Source organism: Rhodanobacter sp. OR87, from assembly GCF_000473345.1.
GTDB classification, from domain to species: domain Bacteria; phylum Pseudomonadota; class Gammaproteobacteria; order Xanthomonadales; family Rhodanobacteraceae; genus Rhodanobacter; species Rhodanobacter denitrificans.
The window spans coordinates 47,879-63,757 of the sequence record NZ_AXBJ01000018.1 but is presented as its reverse complement, the minus strand read 5'-3'; the positions used below and the strand labels follow the sequence as shown (position 1 = coordinate 63,757).

General features: G+C 66.8%; 13 protein-coding genes and 1 tRNA gene. 2 read left to right on the top strand and 12 right to left on the bottom strand.

Going from position 1 to position 15,879, the window contains the following annotated elements; genetic code table 11:
* The first annotated feature begins 8 nt into the window (after window positions 1–8).
* Window positions 9–3,323, top strand: coding sequence for a PilC/PilY family type IV pilus protein (locus RHOOR87_RS0113855; protein ID WP_043795623.1), 3,315 nt, complete (start codon window positions 9–11; stop codon window positions 3,321–3,323).
* A gap of 344 nt (window positions 3,324–3,667) precedes the next feature.
* Window positions 3,668–5,566, top strand: coding sequence for a hybrid sensor histidine kinase/response regulator (locus RHOOR87_RS0113850; RefSeq protein WP_231378425.1), 1,899 nt, complete (start codon window positions 3,668–3,670; stop codon window positions 5,564–5,566).
* Between the two features lie 57 nt (window positions 5,567–5,623).
* On the opposite strand, the gene RHOOR87_RS0113845 is transcribed toward RHOOR87_RS0113850, so the two are convergent.
* From RHOOR87_RS0113845 to RHOOR87_RS0113790, 12 genes are all read right to left on the bottom strand, one after another.
* Window positions 5,624–5,699, bottom strand: a tRNA-Lys gene (locus RHOOR87_RS0113845).
* A 70-nt stretch (window positions 5,700–5,769) separates the two neighbouring features.
* Window positions 5,770–6,456, bottom strand: coding sequence for a 7-cyano-7-deazaguanine synthase QueC (queC, locus tag RHOOR87_RS0113840; RefSeq protein ID WP_015446905.1), 687 nt, complete (start codon window positions 6,454–6,456; stop codon window positions 5,770–5,772).
* Between the two features lie 159 nt (window positions 6,457–6,615).
* Complete coding sequence (gene queE, locus RHOOR87_RS0113835; protein WP_007507299.1) at window positions 6,616–7,308, bottom strand: 7-carboxy-7-deazaguanine synthase QueE; 693 nt, start codon at window positions 7,306–7,308, stop codon at window positions 6,616–6,618.
* An 11-nt stretch (window positions 7,309–7,319) separates the two neighbouring features.
* A complete protein-coding gene (gene ybgF / locus RHOOR87_RS0113830) occupies window positions 7,320–8,141 on the bottom strand; it encodes a tol-pal system protein YbgF (RefSeq protein ID WP_043795622.1) in 822 nt (273 codons plus the stop codon).
* Window positions 8,142–8,182: 41 nt separating this feature from the next.
* A complete protein-coding gene (gene pal, locus RHOOR87_RS0113825) occupies window positions 8,183–8,689 on the bottom strand; it encodes a peptidoglycan-associated lipoprotein Pal (protein WP_007507303.1) in 507 nt (168 codons plus the stop codon).
* Between the two features lie 249 nt (window positions 8,690–8,938).
* Entirely contained in the window at window positions 8,939–10,258 is a 1,320-nt protein-coding gene (tolB, locus tag RHOOR87_RS0113820; protein ID WP_007507306.1) for a Tol-Pal system beta propeller repeat protein TolB, read from the bottom strand.
* Between the two features lie 8 nt (window positions 10,259–10,266).
* Window positions 10,267–11,211 carry a cell envelope integrity protein TolA gene (locus tag RHOOR87_RS0113815; protein ID WP_015446901.1) on the bottom strand — a complete coding sequence of 315 codons (945 nt, stop codon included), beginning with the start codon at window positions 11,209–11,211 and terminating at the stop codon, window positions 10,267–10,269.
* On the bottom strand, window positions 11,198–11,662 hold the full coding sequence (tolR, locus tag RHOOR87_RS0113810) for a protein TolR (RefSeq protein WP_007507310.1): 465 nt from the start codon (window positions 11,660–11,662) through the stop codon (window positions 11,198–11,200). Before tolR ends, RHOOR87_RS0113815 begins: the two co-directional genes overlap by 14 nt.
* A 13-nt stretch (window positions 11,663–11,675) precedes the next feature.
* Window positions 11,676–12,362: a protein TolQ gene (tolQ, locus tag RHOOR87_RS0113805; protein WP_007507311.1), complete on the bottom strand. Its 687-nt coding sequence runs from the start codon at window positions 12,360–12,362 to the stop codon at window positions 11,676–11,678.
* 18 nt (window positions 12,363–12,380) lie between these two features.
* Window positions 12,381–12,818, bottom strand: a complete 438-nt coding sequence (gene ybgC, locus RHOOR87_RS0113800) for a tol-pal system-associated acyl-CoA thioesterase (protein WP_007507313.1) — start codon at window positions 12,816–12,818, stop codon at window positions 12,381–12,383.
* A complete protein-coding gene (ruvB, locus tag RHOOR87_RS0113795; RefSeq protein ID WP_007507315.1) occupies window positions 12,811–13,860 on the bottom strand; it encodes a Holliday junction branch migration DNA helicase RuvB in 1,050 nt (349 codons plus the stop codon). Before ruvB ends, ybgC begins: the two co-directional genes overlap by 8 nt.
* A 117-nt stretch (window positions 13,861–13,977) precedes the next feature.
* Complete coding sequence (locus RHOOR87_RS0113790) at window positions 13,978–15,879, bottom strand: potassium transporter Kup (RefSeq protein ID WP_015446897.1); 1,902 nt, start codon at window positions 15,877–15,879, stop codon at window positions 13,978–13,980.

The following is a 15,879-nucleotide window of genomic DNA, read 5'->3' as shown; positions in this document are numbered from 1 at the left end:
TAGCCGCCATGTCACACGCACGCTCCAACCTGAACCGCCGGTTGCGCATCTTCGCCCTGATCGCCGCGGCGCTGACGCTGCCAGGCATGGCCAGCGGCGAGGACATCGACCTGTACACCGGCAACGCGATCAATGGCGGGCAGCCGAACGTGCTGCTGGTCATGGACAACGCGGCGAACGGCAATTCCGCCACCACGATAGCCCCCGGCAGCAACTGCCCCACCTGGATCGCCTCCAATCCCAAGGCGCATGACTTTGAGGCATGCGCGCTTTACAACATGATCGGCTCCATCGGGGCTCCGACCAGCGCGCTGAACGGCCAGGTCAACATGGGCCTGATGATGTTCAACGGGGCCAATGGCGGGTTGTTCTTCTATCCGAACCCCTCGCCGACGCCGCCCGGCCCCCTGCCCCTGCTGGACACCACCCGTGCCGCCACCTTCCAGAGCGCGATCGCCGGCACGCCCGGCGGCGGAACCGGCCCCGGTACGGCGGCCGTCAGTACCAACTCGAACAATCTCGACGAATCGATGGAGGAGGCCTGGGCTTTCTTCACCGGCACCACCGGTCTGTCGGGGACCAAGTACACCACGCCGATCAACAACGCCTGCCAGAAGAATTTCATCATCTACCTGGCCAATGTGAGCGGCAGCAATGCCCCCAAGACCGCCAACAGCGTCACGTCGGCACAAACGACGCTGGCCACGGCCATGGGCGTCCCCGCCAGCACCAACCCCATGTCGCCGCCGATGATTCCGCTGAACCCGACGGGTGACCAGCAGAACTGGGGCGACGAATGGGCGAAGTTCATGTACCAGTCCGACCTGTCCGGTATTTCCGCCTCGGTCGAGCACAACCCGCAGAACATCATCACCTACACCATTGCCGTTTCGAATGGCTGCGAGGCCACGCAGCAGAAATGCGTTGATCACATCAACCTGATCAAGAGCATGGCCGCCAATGGCGGCGGCAAGTACTTCTACGTGAGCGCAGGTGATGTGAGCGGCCTGATCGAGGCACTGACCACGATCCTCAACGAAGTGCAGGCGACCAACAGCGTATTTGCCTCGGTGAGCCTGCCGGTCGCCGTGAACGCCCAAGGTACCTCGCTCAACCAGGTTTATGTCGGCATGTTCCGTCCGGATGCCACCGCCGCGCCGCGCTGGGCGGGCAACCTCAAGCAGTACCAGCTCGGCTACGACAGCAACAACGACGTGGTGCTGGACGACTCGCTGGGCAACCCGGCGATCAGCAACGCCGGCACCGGCTTCATTTCACCCACCGCGCTCAGCTTCTGGACCGCAGACCACCAGACCGGTACCCCGCGCGACGGCCCGTTCACCATCACCGCCAGCGGCTATAGCAGCAGCATCGTCGCCAACTGGCCGACCAATGGTTTCTGGGTCAACCACTCGACGGGCGCGGGCGGCGTCTTCGATGCCCCGGATGGCGAGGTCGTCGACAAGGGCGGCGTGGCCGCAATGATCCGCGCGGACTACCTCACCGACCAGTCGACGCGGGTGATCTACACCTGCACCAGCGTGGGCGGCTGCCCCACCTCCGGCACGCTGCCCACGTTCGACGCCACCACGCTGGCCGGCAACAGCCTGTTCGGCACCAGCTCGACCACGACCCCCACCACCACCGACCTGATCAACTGGATCCGCGGCACGGACAACAACACCGGTACCGGTGCCGAGAGCCCGGCCGGGCCGGGCAGCCCGGTCACCGTTCGGCCGTCCGTCCACGGCGACGTGCTGCATTCGCGGCCGGCGGTCGTCAACTACGGCGGCTCCATCGGCATCGTGGCGTTCTACGGTTCCAACGACGGCCTCTTCCACGCCGTCAACGGCAACAAGGATGCCACCGCGCCCGGCGTCATCAAGATGACCAGCGGACGACTGGTGCGCCCAGGCGGCGAACTGTGGTCGTTCATCGCCCCCAATTTCTTCAGCAGATTCCAGCGCCTGTACAACAACAGCCCGCTGCTTACGCTGGGCGCCGCCAGCGGCAGCGGCAAGCCCTACTTCTTCGACGGCACCACCACGGTCTATCAGGACCTGCGCAACGCCGCCAGCCCGAAGACCTACATCTACGTCACGGCGCGCCGCGGCGGCCGGCTGATCTACGCGTTCGACGTGAGCGACCCGCTCCAGCCACCGATTTTCTTGTGGAGCAAGACCAACGCCGACATCCCCGAACTCGGCCAGACCTGGTCGCAACCCAAGCTGGCGCTGGTCAAGGGCCACACTGACCTCAGCAGCGGCAATCCCATCCCGGTGGTCGTCATGGGCGGTGGCTACGACACCGCCGAGGATACGGATCCGGTCGCCACAGCCGACACCATGGGGCGCGCGATCGTGGTGCTGGATGCGTTCAACGGCAGCACGGTGTGGAGCGCCTGCCCATCCGGCTGCACGGCTGCGGTACCTGGCATGACCTATGCGATCCCGTCCGACATCACCCTGCTCGATCGCAACGGCGACGGCTACACCGACCGCCTCTACACCGGCGACCTCGGGGGCAACATCTGGCGCGTCGACGTGGACGACACTTCCCCCGCCAACTGGCAGGTGACCAAGCTTGCCAGCCTGCGCACCACCGGCACCGGCACCGGCAGCGCCTGCGCCACCAACCCCACCGGCGCGCGCAAGTTCTTCTACCCCCCCGATGTCACGCCGACCTCCAGCTTCGACGCGGTGGTGGCCGCCAGCGGCGACCGCGAGCATCCTCTGGCGACCAACGCATCCTCCTGCGTGGTCAACCGCTTCTACATGCTGAAGGACACCAACACCGGCACCAGCGTGGCCACCGGCTGGACCACGATCACCCAAGCCATGCTCACCAACGAGACCGGCGCCGCCGCCGGAACGACCCCTCCCTACTCCTCCACCAGCACCACGTCGGGGTTCTATGTCACCCTGACCCACTCGGGCGAGAAGGCGGTGAACGCGCCGCTGACCGTGGCCGGCTACACCTACTTCGGCACCAACACCCCGGCCGATCCGAAGCTGAACCCCAGCATGTGCTACCCGAACCTGGGTATCGCACGCGGCTACGCGATCGACTTCCGGACCGGCGCCGGCCAGAACAGCAACGGCTACATCGTCTTCGACGGTGGCGGCCTGCCGCCCTCGCCGGTGTTCGGCCTGGTCGAAGTCAATCCCGGCAGCGGCGTGTACACCCCGGTGCTCATCGGCGGCGGTAACCAGACCGGCACCGGCGGCGGCAACAACAGCTCGGCGCTGGGCGCCCAGAAGGTCACTCCGCCCAATACCGGCAAGCGCAAGCGCACCTACTGGTTCACTGAAGGCCTGAGATAGTCGCCGGACCCGGCAGGCGCGACCATCCCGTCGCGCCTGCACCACGACTCCGGGCGAGGGGGCGTTCGCGCTGGTCGTCGCCCTCGCGACCGGCACCACGATGCCACCCTATCCGACACCACCATGAACACCGACCCGATCGACCATGCGTCGCGGGGTGTCGCCGCCGGTACCGACTCGCCGGGAGCAGACATACCACCCCGTGTCCCGATACAGCTGTCAATCTGCGCATTTCGCGCTAGTGTTGCGCCAGACTCAGATCATCCAGATGCATGGGACAAGGGCTGAACCTGGCCCGGCGTGCTGGTGCGGGGCAATGCGCGGGAGGTATGGGGCAGATGGACATGGCGACCAAGTCCTGGCCTGCGCGCCTGTGGCAGCGCACGACGCTGACGCAGCGCCTCGCCTTCGTGGCGCTGGTGCCCGCCCTGGTCACCGCCGCGCTGCTGGTGACCCTGTTGACCCAGCGCCAGTTGGCCAACCTGCGCCAGGTCGCGCACGACAACGCCGAGGCCATCGCCACCCAGGCGGCCTCGATCAGCCTGCAGCCGCTACGCACGGAGCAACTGCGCGAACTGGCTCGAATCGCCGATTCGGTCGGCGAACTGCCACACGTGACGCGCGTGCAGATCCGCAGCGATGCCGGCCAGATCCTGGCCGACCATCACGAGCCCGATACCAGCCGCGATCCGCGGGAAACCCTGACCGTGGTGCGCAATGTGGTCGATCGCGAGCAATCGGAAAAAGACGCCTTGGGCTCGGTGCTGGTGGATGTGAGCCTGCATGATGCGATCGCCGCGCAACGCGCCAGCCTGCGCTATGCGCTGATCGCCCTGGCACTGAGCCTGCTCGTTGCCGGCATGATCGGCTGGCAGGCCGCGCGCCGGATCAGCGCGCCGCTGCGCCACCTGGCCGGTGCCGTGCGGCAACTGGGCCAGGGCAGCCGCCAGGTGATGGTGGCAGTGACCGATCGCACCGAAATCGGCGAACTGCAGCAGGGCTTCAACCAAGCGGCCGCGGCACTGCACGACATACAACTCGGCATGGAACAGCAGATCGAGCAGGCCACGCAGGAACTGGCCCGCAAGAATGCCGCGCTGGAAGCGGCCAGTCTGGCCAGGTCGCGCTTCCTGGCGGCGGCCTCGCACGACCTGCGCCAGCCGCTGTACGCGCTTACCCTGCTCTCCTCCGCGCTGGCGGTCGACGAGCACGATCCGCAGCGGCTGGACCGGATCGCGCACATCCAGGAATGCGTGCAATCGCTCGACCACCTGTTCGGCGAACTGCTCGATCTGTCGCGGCTGGAAACCGGTGCGGTGCAAGTCGAGGTCAGCGAGTTTCCGCTCGACCAGGTCTTCGCCGAAGTCAGCCGCAATTTCGACATGGTCGCCGAGCAGCGCGGGCTGCAGCTGGCCACCCACCCTGCCGGGCTGTGGGTACGCAGCGACCGCACCATGCTCATCCGCATCCTCAACAATCTGGTCAGCAACGCCCTGCGCTTCACGCATCACGGCGGCACGCTGGTCGGCGCCCGCCGCGCCGGCAACGGCCGGGTGCGCATCGAGGTGTGGGACACCGGCCGCGGCATCGCGCCGGAGCACCGGCCCAGCGTGTTCGACGAGTTCTACCGCATCGACGACCACCCCGACACCGGACTCGACGACGGCTCACGTTCGGGCCTGGGCTTGGGGCTGGCGACGGTGCAGCGGCTGGCGGAGCTGCTCGATACCGAAGTTCAGGTGAAATCCCGACTCGGCCGAGGCAGCGTGTTCCATTTCCTGCTGCCGGGCGCCGGCGCGCGGGCGGCTTTGTCGGAGCCCGACGACGACGAACCCGCCGATCTGGCCGGCAAGCGTGTGCTGGTCGTGGACGACGACCCGGCCATCCTGTCCGGCATCCGCTTCCTGCTGCGCAGCTGGGGTTGCAAGGTGGAAGTGGCCGAGGACCGGCTGCAGGCGCTGGAGGCCGTCGAAAACTGGCCGGGGCCGCCCGATATCGTGATCTGCGACCTGCTCCTGCGCGGCGGCGAACGCGGCCCCGACGTCTTCGCCGCGCTCGACCAGCACTACCGGCGCGATGGCAACACGCCGTTTGCGCGCCTGCTGGTCACCGGCGAAACCCGCATCGACTGCCTGCGCGAAATCATCGCCGCGAAGATCCCGCTGCTGTACAAGCCGGTTTCGCCGCAACAACTTCGCCGCGCGATGACCTCGGCCTGGACCGTTGCCCGCGACGACGGCTGAAGCCGCACACGGCCGCCGGCAGGAAAAAAAAAGCGCCCATTGGGGCGCTCTGAAAACTGGTGGGTCGTCCGGGACTCGAACCCGGGACCAATAGATTAAAAGTCTACTGCTCTACCAACTGAGCTAACGACCCGTCATGGCAAAACTCAAGCGGTCAATTTTACGGGCTGGGCGACAGCGGCACAAGCAAGCGCGCCCGGCGCTCAGGCGTAGCGCGTGGGATCGGCCAGCCCCGCCTCGCGGAAGCCCTGCGCGCGCAACCTGCAGGCATCGCAATGGCCACAGGCGCGACCATCACTGTCGGCCTGGTAGCAGCTGACCGTGGCGGAGAAGTCCACGCCGAGGCGCTGGCCTTCGCGCGCAATGTCGGCCTTGCTCATGCGCATCAGCGGCGCGTGGATGCGGATGCCGGCGCCTTCCACACCGGCCTTCGTGGCGACATTGGCCAATTGCTCGAACGCCGCGATGAAAGCGGGGCGGCAATCCGGATAGCCCGAGTAGTCGACCGCGTTGACCCCGCACCAGATGTCGCTGGAGCCGAGCACCTCGGCCCAGCCCAGCGCGATCGACAGCATGATGGTGTTGCGCGCCGGCACGTAGGTCACCGGAATGGCGTCGCTGTCGGCGGTATCCAGCGGCACGTCGATGTCGGCGGTCAGCGCGGAGCCGCCGATACTGCGCAGGTCGATGCCGACGGTCTTGTGCTCGATCGCACCGAGCATCTTCGCCACGCGGTCGGATGCAGCCAGCTCCGAGCTGTGGCGCTGGCCGTAGGCCACGCTCAGCGCATGCACCTGGTAACCCTGCTCTCGCGCGATGGCGATGGTAACGGCCGAATCCATGCCGCCGGAGACGAGCACGACGGCCTTGCGGGGAGGTGTTTCAGACATGGGGTTCATCCACTGGGGTACAGCCGGTCACCGGCCGGAAAGCGCATGCAGCGACACAGGCCACGGCGCGTAAAACAGGAGTGCGTGGAGAGGAGTGAGGAGTGAGCGTGCACGGCGCGCTTGCCGCTCACCTCTCATTCCTCTGCACTCACTTCTCGCCTATTTCCCTCGTGCGTCGCTCCACAGCAGCTTGTGCAGTTGCAACTGGAAACGCACCGGCAGCTTGTCGGCGATGATCCACTCGGCCAGCTCACGCGGCTCGACCTTGCCCCAGACCGACGAGAACAGCACCATGCAGCGATCCGCCAACGCATGCTCGGCCAGCACCGCACGCGCCCATTCGTAGTCGGCGCGGCTGGCGAGGACAATCTTGATCTGGTCATGCGGCAACAGGTGGTCGAGGTTCGACCACAGGTTGCGCGCGCTTTCGCCGGAGCCGGGCGCCTTGAGATCCATCACCTTGCGCACGCGCGGGTCGACCGCAGAAACGTCCAGCGCGCCGGAGGTTTCCAGCGAAACCTCGTAGCCCGCATCGCACAGCCGGCGCAGCAGGATCAGGCAGCGCTTCTGCGCCAGCGGCTCGCCGCCGGTCACGCAGACGTGCTTCGCGCCGTGCGTGGCGACCTCGGCGAGGATATCGTCGATCGCGTGCCAGTTGCCGCCGTAGAACGAATACTCGGTATCGCACCAGACGCAGCGCAGCGGGCAGCCGGTGAGGCGCACGAACACGGTGCGCCAGCCGATCGCGTCGGCTTCGCCCTGGATCGAATGGAAGATCTCGGTGATGCGCAGCCGCTCGGCAACCGCCGCGGCAGGCGTGCCGGACGCCTTGCGCGCGTCATCGCCGCTCATCCGCTACCTACTCAGTTGCCCGACTGCAGTTGCAGGCGCTGCAGGCGTTCCTGGGCCAGGCTGGCCGCCTTGGAGCCCGGGTATTTGCTGGCAACCTGGGTCAGCGTGGCTTTCGCTGCCGCGGTCTGCTTGAGTTCCAGCTGGCTGTAGCCGACCTTGAGCAGCGCGTCGGGTGCCTTGTCGCTCTGCGGAAACTGGCTGAGCAACTGCTGGAACGATTCCAGCGCCACCGGGTAGTTGGTGGTGGCGTAGTACGACTCGCCGAGCCAGTACCAGGCGTTCGGCGCCAGCGCATGGTTCGGATACTGCTGGATGAAGCTGCGGAACTCGCGCGAGGCTTCCACATAATTGCCCGCGCGAATCGCCTTGAAGGCCACGTCGTAGGCGGTCTGGGCCGCGGCCGGATCGCCGGCGGTGGCGCTGTTGCTGCCCGCATTCGCGGCCGGTCGGCCAGCCGCCGGATTGGCGGCGGCAACGACGCTCGCTGCCGCTGCCGGGTTGCCGGCCTGCGCCTGCGGGTTGCTGCCTGCCGCGGCGGCGGCACCCGCACGGCCACCCTCGAGGCGCCCGAGGCGGGCGTCGAGGTCGGTGTACTGGGCCTTGTTCTTGTCGTCGAGCGTCTGCAACTGGTGCTGCAGCTCTTCGACCTGCCCCTGCAACTGCTGCACCTGGGCCTGCAGCTGCTGCATCTGGTTGACCAGGCCGGTACCGGACTGGTCCTTGTTCTGTGCCTGCTGTTCCAGCCGCGCGACGCGATCGGCGAGGCTCAACCGCGAGTCCTGCGCGAAGGCCGGGAACGCGAACAGCATGGCGGACGCGATCGCGCCCGCCATGCTGCACCTGGCTGCAAAGCTGTTAGCCAGTCGCTTCATCATTACTGCGCCGTGTAGACGATCTCGACGCGGCGGTTCTTGCTCCAGCAATCCTCGTTGTGCTCACGGCACACCGGCTTTTCCTTGCCGTAGCTGATCACTTCCAGCTGGCTGGCCGAGCCGCCGTTCGCCTGCAGCGCGTCGGAGACGGCATTGCCGCGGCGCTCGCCGAGGCCGAGGTTGTACTCGCGCGAACCGCGCTCGTCGGCGTTGCCTTCGAGACGGATGTGCGAGGTCGGGCGATCCTGCAGGTACTTGGCGTGGCACGCCATGATCTGCTGGAACTCCGGCTTGATCTCGGTCTTGTCGAAGTCGAAGTACACGACGCGCTGACGCAGGCAGGCATCGGTATCGAGGTCGGCGGGGGTGTACTTGCCGTCGGAGACGGGTGCCTGGGCCGGAGCAGCCTGCTCCGGGGCGGGCTGGGGTTTGACTTCCTGCTTCTTGGAGCAAGCGGCCGCGCCTACGCAGAGCAGGGCAACCAGGGCGACGCGAACGGTCTTATTCATGGTGACGTTCCTTACGGGTTGAGTTCCGACAAACGATGACGACTGAGGTTACGGGACAGCTGACGCCGGTTGTCCGGCTGTTATTTTGACACTTGAAAGATCGACGATACGTGATACTGCACCATCGCCCTGACTGGCTTTTGACGCGGCAAAGCGCCACAGCCGGAAACCGAAACGCGCCTCGCGGCGCCGTTCGGGCCCACTCCCTGGGCATCAGGCTGCCGCACTCGCGTGCAGCAGCCTGGAAAATCAACGTTGCCGGTACGGCCCCCAGGCGGGCTCGCGCACGTCGCCATCGGAAAGCACGAGGCGCTGGCGAACCAGACCGTCAGCCGATACGGCATACAGCACGCCGCGACGTCCTTCGGTAGCGGCATACAGCAGCATGCTGGCATTCGGAGCAAAACTCGGGGACTCGTCGATCGGGCCCGGCGAGAGGAAACGCACCTGGTCACCCAGGCTGCGATCCATGATGGCAATACGATACACGTTCCCGTTGCCCTGCACCATGGCGATCTGCTTGCCGTCGTAGCTCACGTCGGCATTCAGATTGCTCTGGCCCTGGAAGCTGATCCGCTGCGGCGTGCCGCCGCTGGCCGGGACCTGGTAGATCTGCGGCCGGCCGGAACGGTCGGAGGTGAAATAGATGCTCTGGCCGTCCGGCGCCCAGACCGGCTCGGTGTCGATCGAAAGGCTGTTGGTCAGCCGGGTTTCGCGGCGACTGGCCACGTCCAGCACGAACAGCTCCAGGTTGCCGACGTAGGACAGCGCCACCGCCAGCTTGCTGCCGTCCGGCGACCACGCCGGCGCACCGTTGATGCCCCGCGGGTGGGATTCCACCAGTTGCCGCGAGCCGGTGGTGATGTCCTGCACGTAGATCGACGAATTGCCGCTCTCGAACGAGACGTAGGCAAGCTTGCGGCCATCCGGCGACCACGCCGGGGTCAGCAGCGATTCCTTCGAGCGCGCCACCACCTGCGGGTTGTAGCCGTCCGAATCCGCCACGATCAGCGAATAGGTGGTGTGGTTGCCCAGGCCCACCGCCGTGATGTAGGCGATGCGGGTCCAGAACGCGCCGCGCACGCCGGTGATCTTCTGGTAGATGATGTCCGCGATCTGGTGCGCCACCCCGCGCAGGTCGCCCAGCGGGGTCGGCGGCATCTGCTGGTGCAGCAGGCTCTGCTGCTTGTTGACGTCCCACAGCTCGTATTCAACCTGCACCATGCCGTTGCCGGCGTCGGTGATGTTGCCGACCACGATATAGTCCTGCTTGAGCAACCGCCAGGTCGGGAACTTGATGTCCTGGCCCCTGGAGGGGAACTCCACGATGTCGCTCTTGGCCAGCGAGCGGAACTTGCCAGAACGGTTGAAGTCGTTGCGCATCACGTCGGCGACGTCGGTCGACAGCGGTGCGCCGCCGGCCTGGGCGAACGGCACCACCACGATCGGGGTGGCGGTCTTGACGCCGCCGACGATGTCGACATTCAGCGACTGGGCAGCGGCCGGGCCGGCGAACAACGCCACCACGGCCAACAGGATGGCGGCGAAGCTTGGGCTGAATTTGCGCATGGGCTTGATCATTGCGGCCTGAAGGTGAAGGTGAGGTTGCGCTGGAACACGCTTTCGAAACCCTTGTACGGCAAGGTCTTGGTGCGCAATACCGCATTCTCGACCGAACGCCGGCCGGCATCGTCGTACGGACAGCTGGAATCGACGGTGGCACTCATCACGTCACCGCCGGGCGACTGCACGATATGAACCTGACACGGAACTGCCGGTATGTTATCCGGCCTTAACCAGTTCGGCGTGACCGCATTCTGAATGGCCGCTGCATATTCGTCGGCGAGGTTGCTGTTCGGGCTGTTGTTGCCGGTCTGGCGTTGCGCCGCGTTGGGCAGGTCCGGGGCGCCATTGTCCTGGGCGTTCTTCAGATCCTCCAACTGCTGCTTGGCCTGTTTGGCCTTGTTGTCGAGCTTGCGCGTCTGCTGCGCGGCAGCGTCCATCTTGGCGAACAGGTCCTCGATCTGCTTCTGCTTTTCCTGCTTCTGCTTGACCGCCTGCGCATCCAGCTCGGCCTGCCGCTGGCGCTGCTTTTCCTCCTGCAGCTGCTTGGCCTCCTCAGCCTTCAGCGCAGCCTCCTCCACCACCCGCTCCTGATCCTTGAGGTCGGGCTGCTTGGGCGGCGGCGGCAGCGTCTTCACCTCCGGCGCCTCGATCTTGGGCGGCGTCGGCGGCGGCACGGTGGGCGGCGGCGGGGTGGAGTCGGGCACCGGCTTGGCCTTGACCGCCTTCGGCGGCGGGCTACCGGTGGGGCCGATCAGGGTGGCCTCGATGATCGGCCCCTGCAGTTCCAGCGGCTTCGAACAGGTGATCGGGTTCATCCACGCCGGCAGGTGCAGCGCGTTGAACACGTTCTCGTAGGTCGAGCACGGCAGCACCGCGAGGAACAGGAACCCCACGATGCCGATGTGCAGGATGGCGGAAAGTACGACCGCCTTCGGCGTCGCCTTACTTTCGTCCATCGGAGGGGCTCTTGCCCTGGCCGGCCGGCTCGCCCGGCTGGCCCATCAGGCCGACCTTGGCCACCCCGGCCTGCTGCAGGTCGGCCAGCACCTTGAACACGCCGCCGTAGCTGCCGCGCTCGTCGCCGCCAACCAGCACGCTGACCTCGGGGTTCTCGCGCACGAACGCGCCTACCTTGAGCTTGAGCGTGTCGGCATCGACCAGTTCCTTCTTCGCCCCGCTCAGGGTCAGGTAGAGCTGGCCGTCCTGCAGCACCGAGACCAGCACCGGGTCTTTCTTCTGCTGCAGCGACTTGGCGTTGGCCTGCGGCAGCTGCACGTCGACGCTGGAGTTCATCATCGGCGTGGTGACCATGAAGATGATCAGCAGCACCAGCATCACGTCGATGTACGGCACCACGTTGATTTCGGATTTGAGCTTGTAGCGCCGCTGGCGCCCGGAGGTTCGCATGGCTGCTCTCCGCTCAGGCGACGTCGTCGGTCTGGATCTGCCGCTGCAGTACCGAGGAGAACTCTTCCTGGAACACGTCGTAGCGCGAGGCGATGCGCTCGACCTTGGTGGCGTAGCGGTTGTACGCCCACTGCGCCGGGATCGCCGCGAACAGGCCCATCGCGGTGGCGATCAGCGCCTCGGAGATGTGCGGCGCGACCACCGCGATGGTCACGTCCTTCATCTCGCCCAGGCCCTGGAACGCGCCCATGATGCCCCACACGGTGCCGAACAGGCCGACGTACGGGCTGATCGAGCCGACGTTGGCGAGGAACTCCAGGTTGCGCTCGAGCAGGCCGATCTCGCGCGTGCCGGCCACCTGCATGGCGCGCTCGGAGCCCTCGATGGCGCTGCGCGTATCGTGCGTCTTGCGCTGGCGCTGGCGGGCGAATTCGCGGAAGCCCGACTCGAAGATGTTCTCGATGCCGCCGGTGCCGCCGTGGCGGTTGCTGACCTCGCGGAACAACTGGGCCAGATCGCCGCCGGACCAGAAGCGTTCCTCGAATTCCTCGGCATTCTCCATCGCCGCCTTGGTCTGCGAGTACTTGCGGATGATGATGACCCAGGACAGGAACGAGAACACCAGCAGGATCAGCAGCACCAGTTTTACCGGCACGCTCGAATCCGCGATCAGCGTGAAAACATTCAGTCCACCGTTCATTGCTTGCAGGTTCTCCGCCTATCGGCTTGGGTTGTCTTGAGGTGCGGGTTGCGGGATCAGGTCGGCCGGAATCGGCGCCGGCCGCATGCGCTGGAGGTCGACGCAGGCCACCCGCACGCTGGCGCGGATCAGGCAGCTGCCGTCCTTCTTCGTGATCGTCTGGGCGAACAGGATACTGGCTGCGCGCCGTTCTTTGACTTCGACCGTTACCGACAGTTCATCATCCAGCAGGGCGGGCCTGAGGAAGTCGATGTGCATGTCGCGCACCATGAAGGCCAGCCCGGTGGCCTGCTTGAAGGCCATCTGGTCGACGCCCAGCGCCCGCATCCACTCGCTGCGGGCGCGCTCCATGAAGCGCAGGTAGCCGGCGTGGTAGACCACGCCGCCGGCGTCGGTGTCTTCCCAGTAGACCCGTACGTTCCAGCTGAAGGGCGGTTCGGGAGCGGATTCAGGCATCGTCGGTTCCGGCATCGAACAGGTCGGCGGGCGGCGCCTGCCGCGGCGGTGGGGTCAGTCCCAGGTGGCGCCACCCTCTGGCGCTGACCATGCGGCCACGGGCGGTACGGATCAGATAGCCCTGCTGGATCAGGTACGGCTCGACCACGTCCTCCAGCGTGCCCCGATCCTCGCTCAGCGCAGCGGCCAGCGACTCCACCCCGACCGGGCCGCCGTCGAAGTTCTCGATGATCAGGCCAAGCAGGCGCCGGTCCAGCTCGTCGAAGCCCTGCGGGTCGATCTTCAGCATGTCCAGCGCGGCTTGCGCCGCCGCCAGGGTGATCTCGCCGCCGGCACGCACCTCGGCGTAGTCGCGCACCCGGCGCAGCAGGCGGTTGGCAATGCGCGGGGTGCCGCGCGAGCGACGGGCGATTTCCTGCGCCCCTTCCGGCGCGCAGGCGATGCCGAGGATCTTCGCGGCGCGGCGCACGATCGCGGTGAGCTCGTCGGCGGTATAGAACTCCAGTCGCTGCACGATGCCGAAGCGGTCGCGCAGCGGCGCGGTGAGCATGCCGGCGCGGGTGGTGGCGCCGATCAGGGTGAACGGCGGCAGGTCCAGCTTGATCGAGCGCGCGGCCGGGCCTTCGCCGATCATGATGTCGATCTGGAAGTCCTCCATCGCCGGGTACAGCACTTCCTCGACGATCGGCGACAGGCGGTGGATCTCGTCGACGAACAGCACGTCGTTCGCCTCCAGGTTGGTCAGCAGCGCGGCCAGGTCGCCGGCGCGCTCCAGCACCGGGCCAGAGGTGGAGCGCAGGTTGACCCCCAGCTCGTTCGCGATCACGTGGCTGAGCGTGGTCTTGCCCAGCCCCGGCGGGCCGAACACCAGCACGTGGTCCAGCGCGCCGCCGCGCTTCTTCGCCGCCTCGATGTAGATCGACAGCTGCTCGCGCACCGCCTGCTGGCCCAGGTACTCGGCCAGCCGCTTCGGCCGGATGGTGGCTTCCAGCGCCTCGTCGTCGAGCTGGGCGGCGGCGGTGATGATGCGGTGGTCGGTCATGCCGGCATTATGGCAGGCCGGCCACGCACTTGTAGGAGCCCGCTTGCGGGCGATGCCTTTCCGCCGCGGGCTCCGAAGCAAGAGCATCGCCCGCAAGCGGGCTCCTACAAGGTCGGCTCAGATTTCGACCTGCGCGCCCAGCTCGATCAGCCGGTTGCCGGGGATCTGGAAGAACGCGGTGGCCGGCATCGCGTTGCGCGACAGGAACGCGAACAGCTTGTCGCGCCACAGCGCCATGCCGGGGCGACGTGCGTCGGCCACGATGGTCTCGCGCGACAGGAAGAAGGTGGTGTCCATCATGTCGAAGCCGAGTCCCTCGCGTGTGCACTGGGTCAGCGCCAGCGGGATGTTCGGATCCTCGGCGAAGCCGAAGCGCAGCTCCAGCCCGAAGAAGTTGCCGGCCATCGGGGTGATCGCGATGCGCTCGTCGGCCTCGGCCACCGGCGTTTCCAGCGTCTCCACCGTCAGCAGCACGTTGCGTTCGTGCAGCACCTTGTTGTGCTTGAGGTTGTGCAGCAGCGCATGCGGCACGGCATGCTGGTTCGCGGTGAGGAAGATCGCCGTGCCCGGCACGCGCAACGGCGGGTGCTCGGCGATGTTCTCGATGAACGGCGCCAGCGCCAGCCCGCCCTGCTTGATCTCGCGCACCACCAGCTCGCGGCCGCGGCGCCAGGTCGTCATCACCGTGAACAGCACCACGCCCAGCACCAGCGGGAACCAGCCGCCATGCGCGACCTTCAGCAGGTTCGCGCCGAAGAACGACAGGTCGATGATCAGGAACAGCACGCCGACCAGCACCACCGTCAGCCAGCTCCAGTGCCAGCGCTTGCGCGCCACCACCAGCGCCAGCAAGGTGGTCATGGTCATGGTGCCGGTCACCGCGATGCCATAGGCGGCGCCCAGGTTGTCCGAGCTGCGGAAGCCGAGCACCGCCAGGATCACCAGCACCATCAGCATCCGGTTGACCCACGGCACGAAGATTTGCCCGGACATCTCGCGCGAGGTGTGCACCACCGCCAGCCGCGGCGAATAGCCCAGCGACATCGCCTCGCGGGTCATCGAGAACGCGCCGGAGATCACCGCCTGCGAGGCGATCACCGCCGCCGCCGCCGACAGCACGATCATCGGATACAGCAGCGACTCGGGCACCATCAGGTAGAACGGGCTGGAGATCGCCAGCGGATCGGCCAGCAGCAGCGCACCCTGACCGAAATAGTTGAGCAGCAGCGCCGGCAGCACGAAGCCGAACCAGGCCAGCCGGATGGGCTTCTTGCCGAAGTGGCCCATGTCGGCATACAGCGCCTCGGCGCCGGTCAGTGCCAGCACCACGCCGCCGAGCGCGATGAAGGAGGTATTGCCGTGGCTGAGGAAGAAACGCACCGCATGCAGCGGATTGATCGCGTACAGCACCTGCGGGTTGGCGATGATCTGGCGCACGCCGAGCACCGCCAGCACCACGAACCACAGCGTCATCACCGGCGCGAACGCCTTGCCGACCTTGTGCGTGCCGTGCCGCTGCACCGCGAACATGCCGAGCAGGATCGCCAGCGCAATCCACACCACGTACTTGCCCAGGCCGGGCGCAGCGACTTGCAGGCCCTCGACCGCGCCGAGCACCGAGATCGCCGGGGTGATCACGCCGTCGCCGTAGAACAGCGCCGCGCCGAAGATGCCGAAGCCGGCCAGTACCCAGCGCGCGCGCGCCGAGCCACTCATCGAACGCTGCGCCAGCGCCATCAGCGCCATGATGCCGCCCTCGCCCTTGTTGTCCGCACGCATCACGAAGGTGACGTACTTCAGCGAGACCACCATGATCAGCGACCAGAACACCAGCGAAAGCACGCCCAGCACCGCCGGCTCGGTCGGCGTCATGCCGTGCGTGCCGAGGGTTTCCTTCATGGTGTACAGCGGGCTGGTGCCGATGTCGCCGAACACCACGCCGATCGCGCCCAGCGCCAGCGTCCGCAACCGGCGCCGGGCGTCCGACGCAGTCTCGATCGGGTTGTTCTGCCGGCCCAC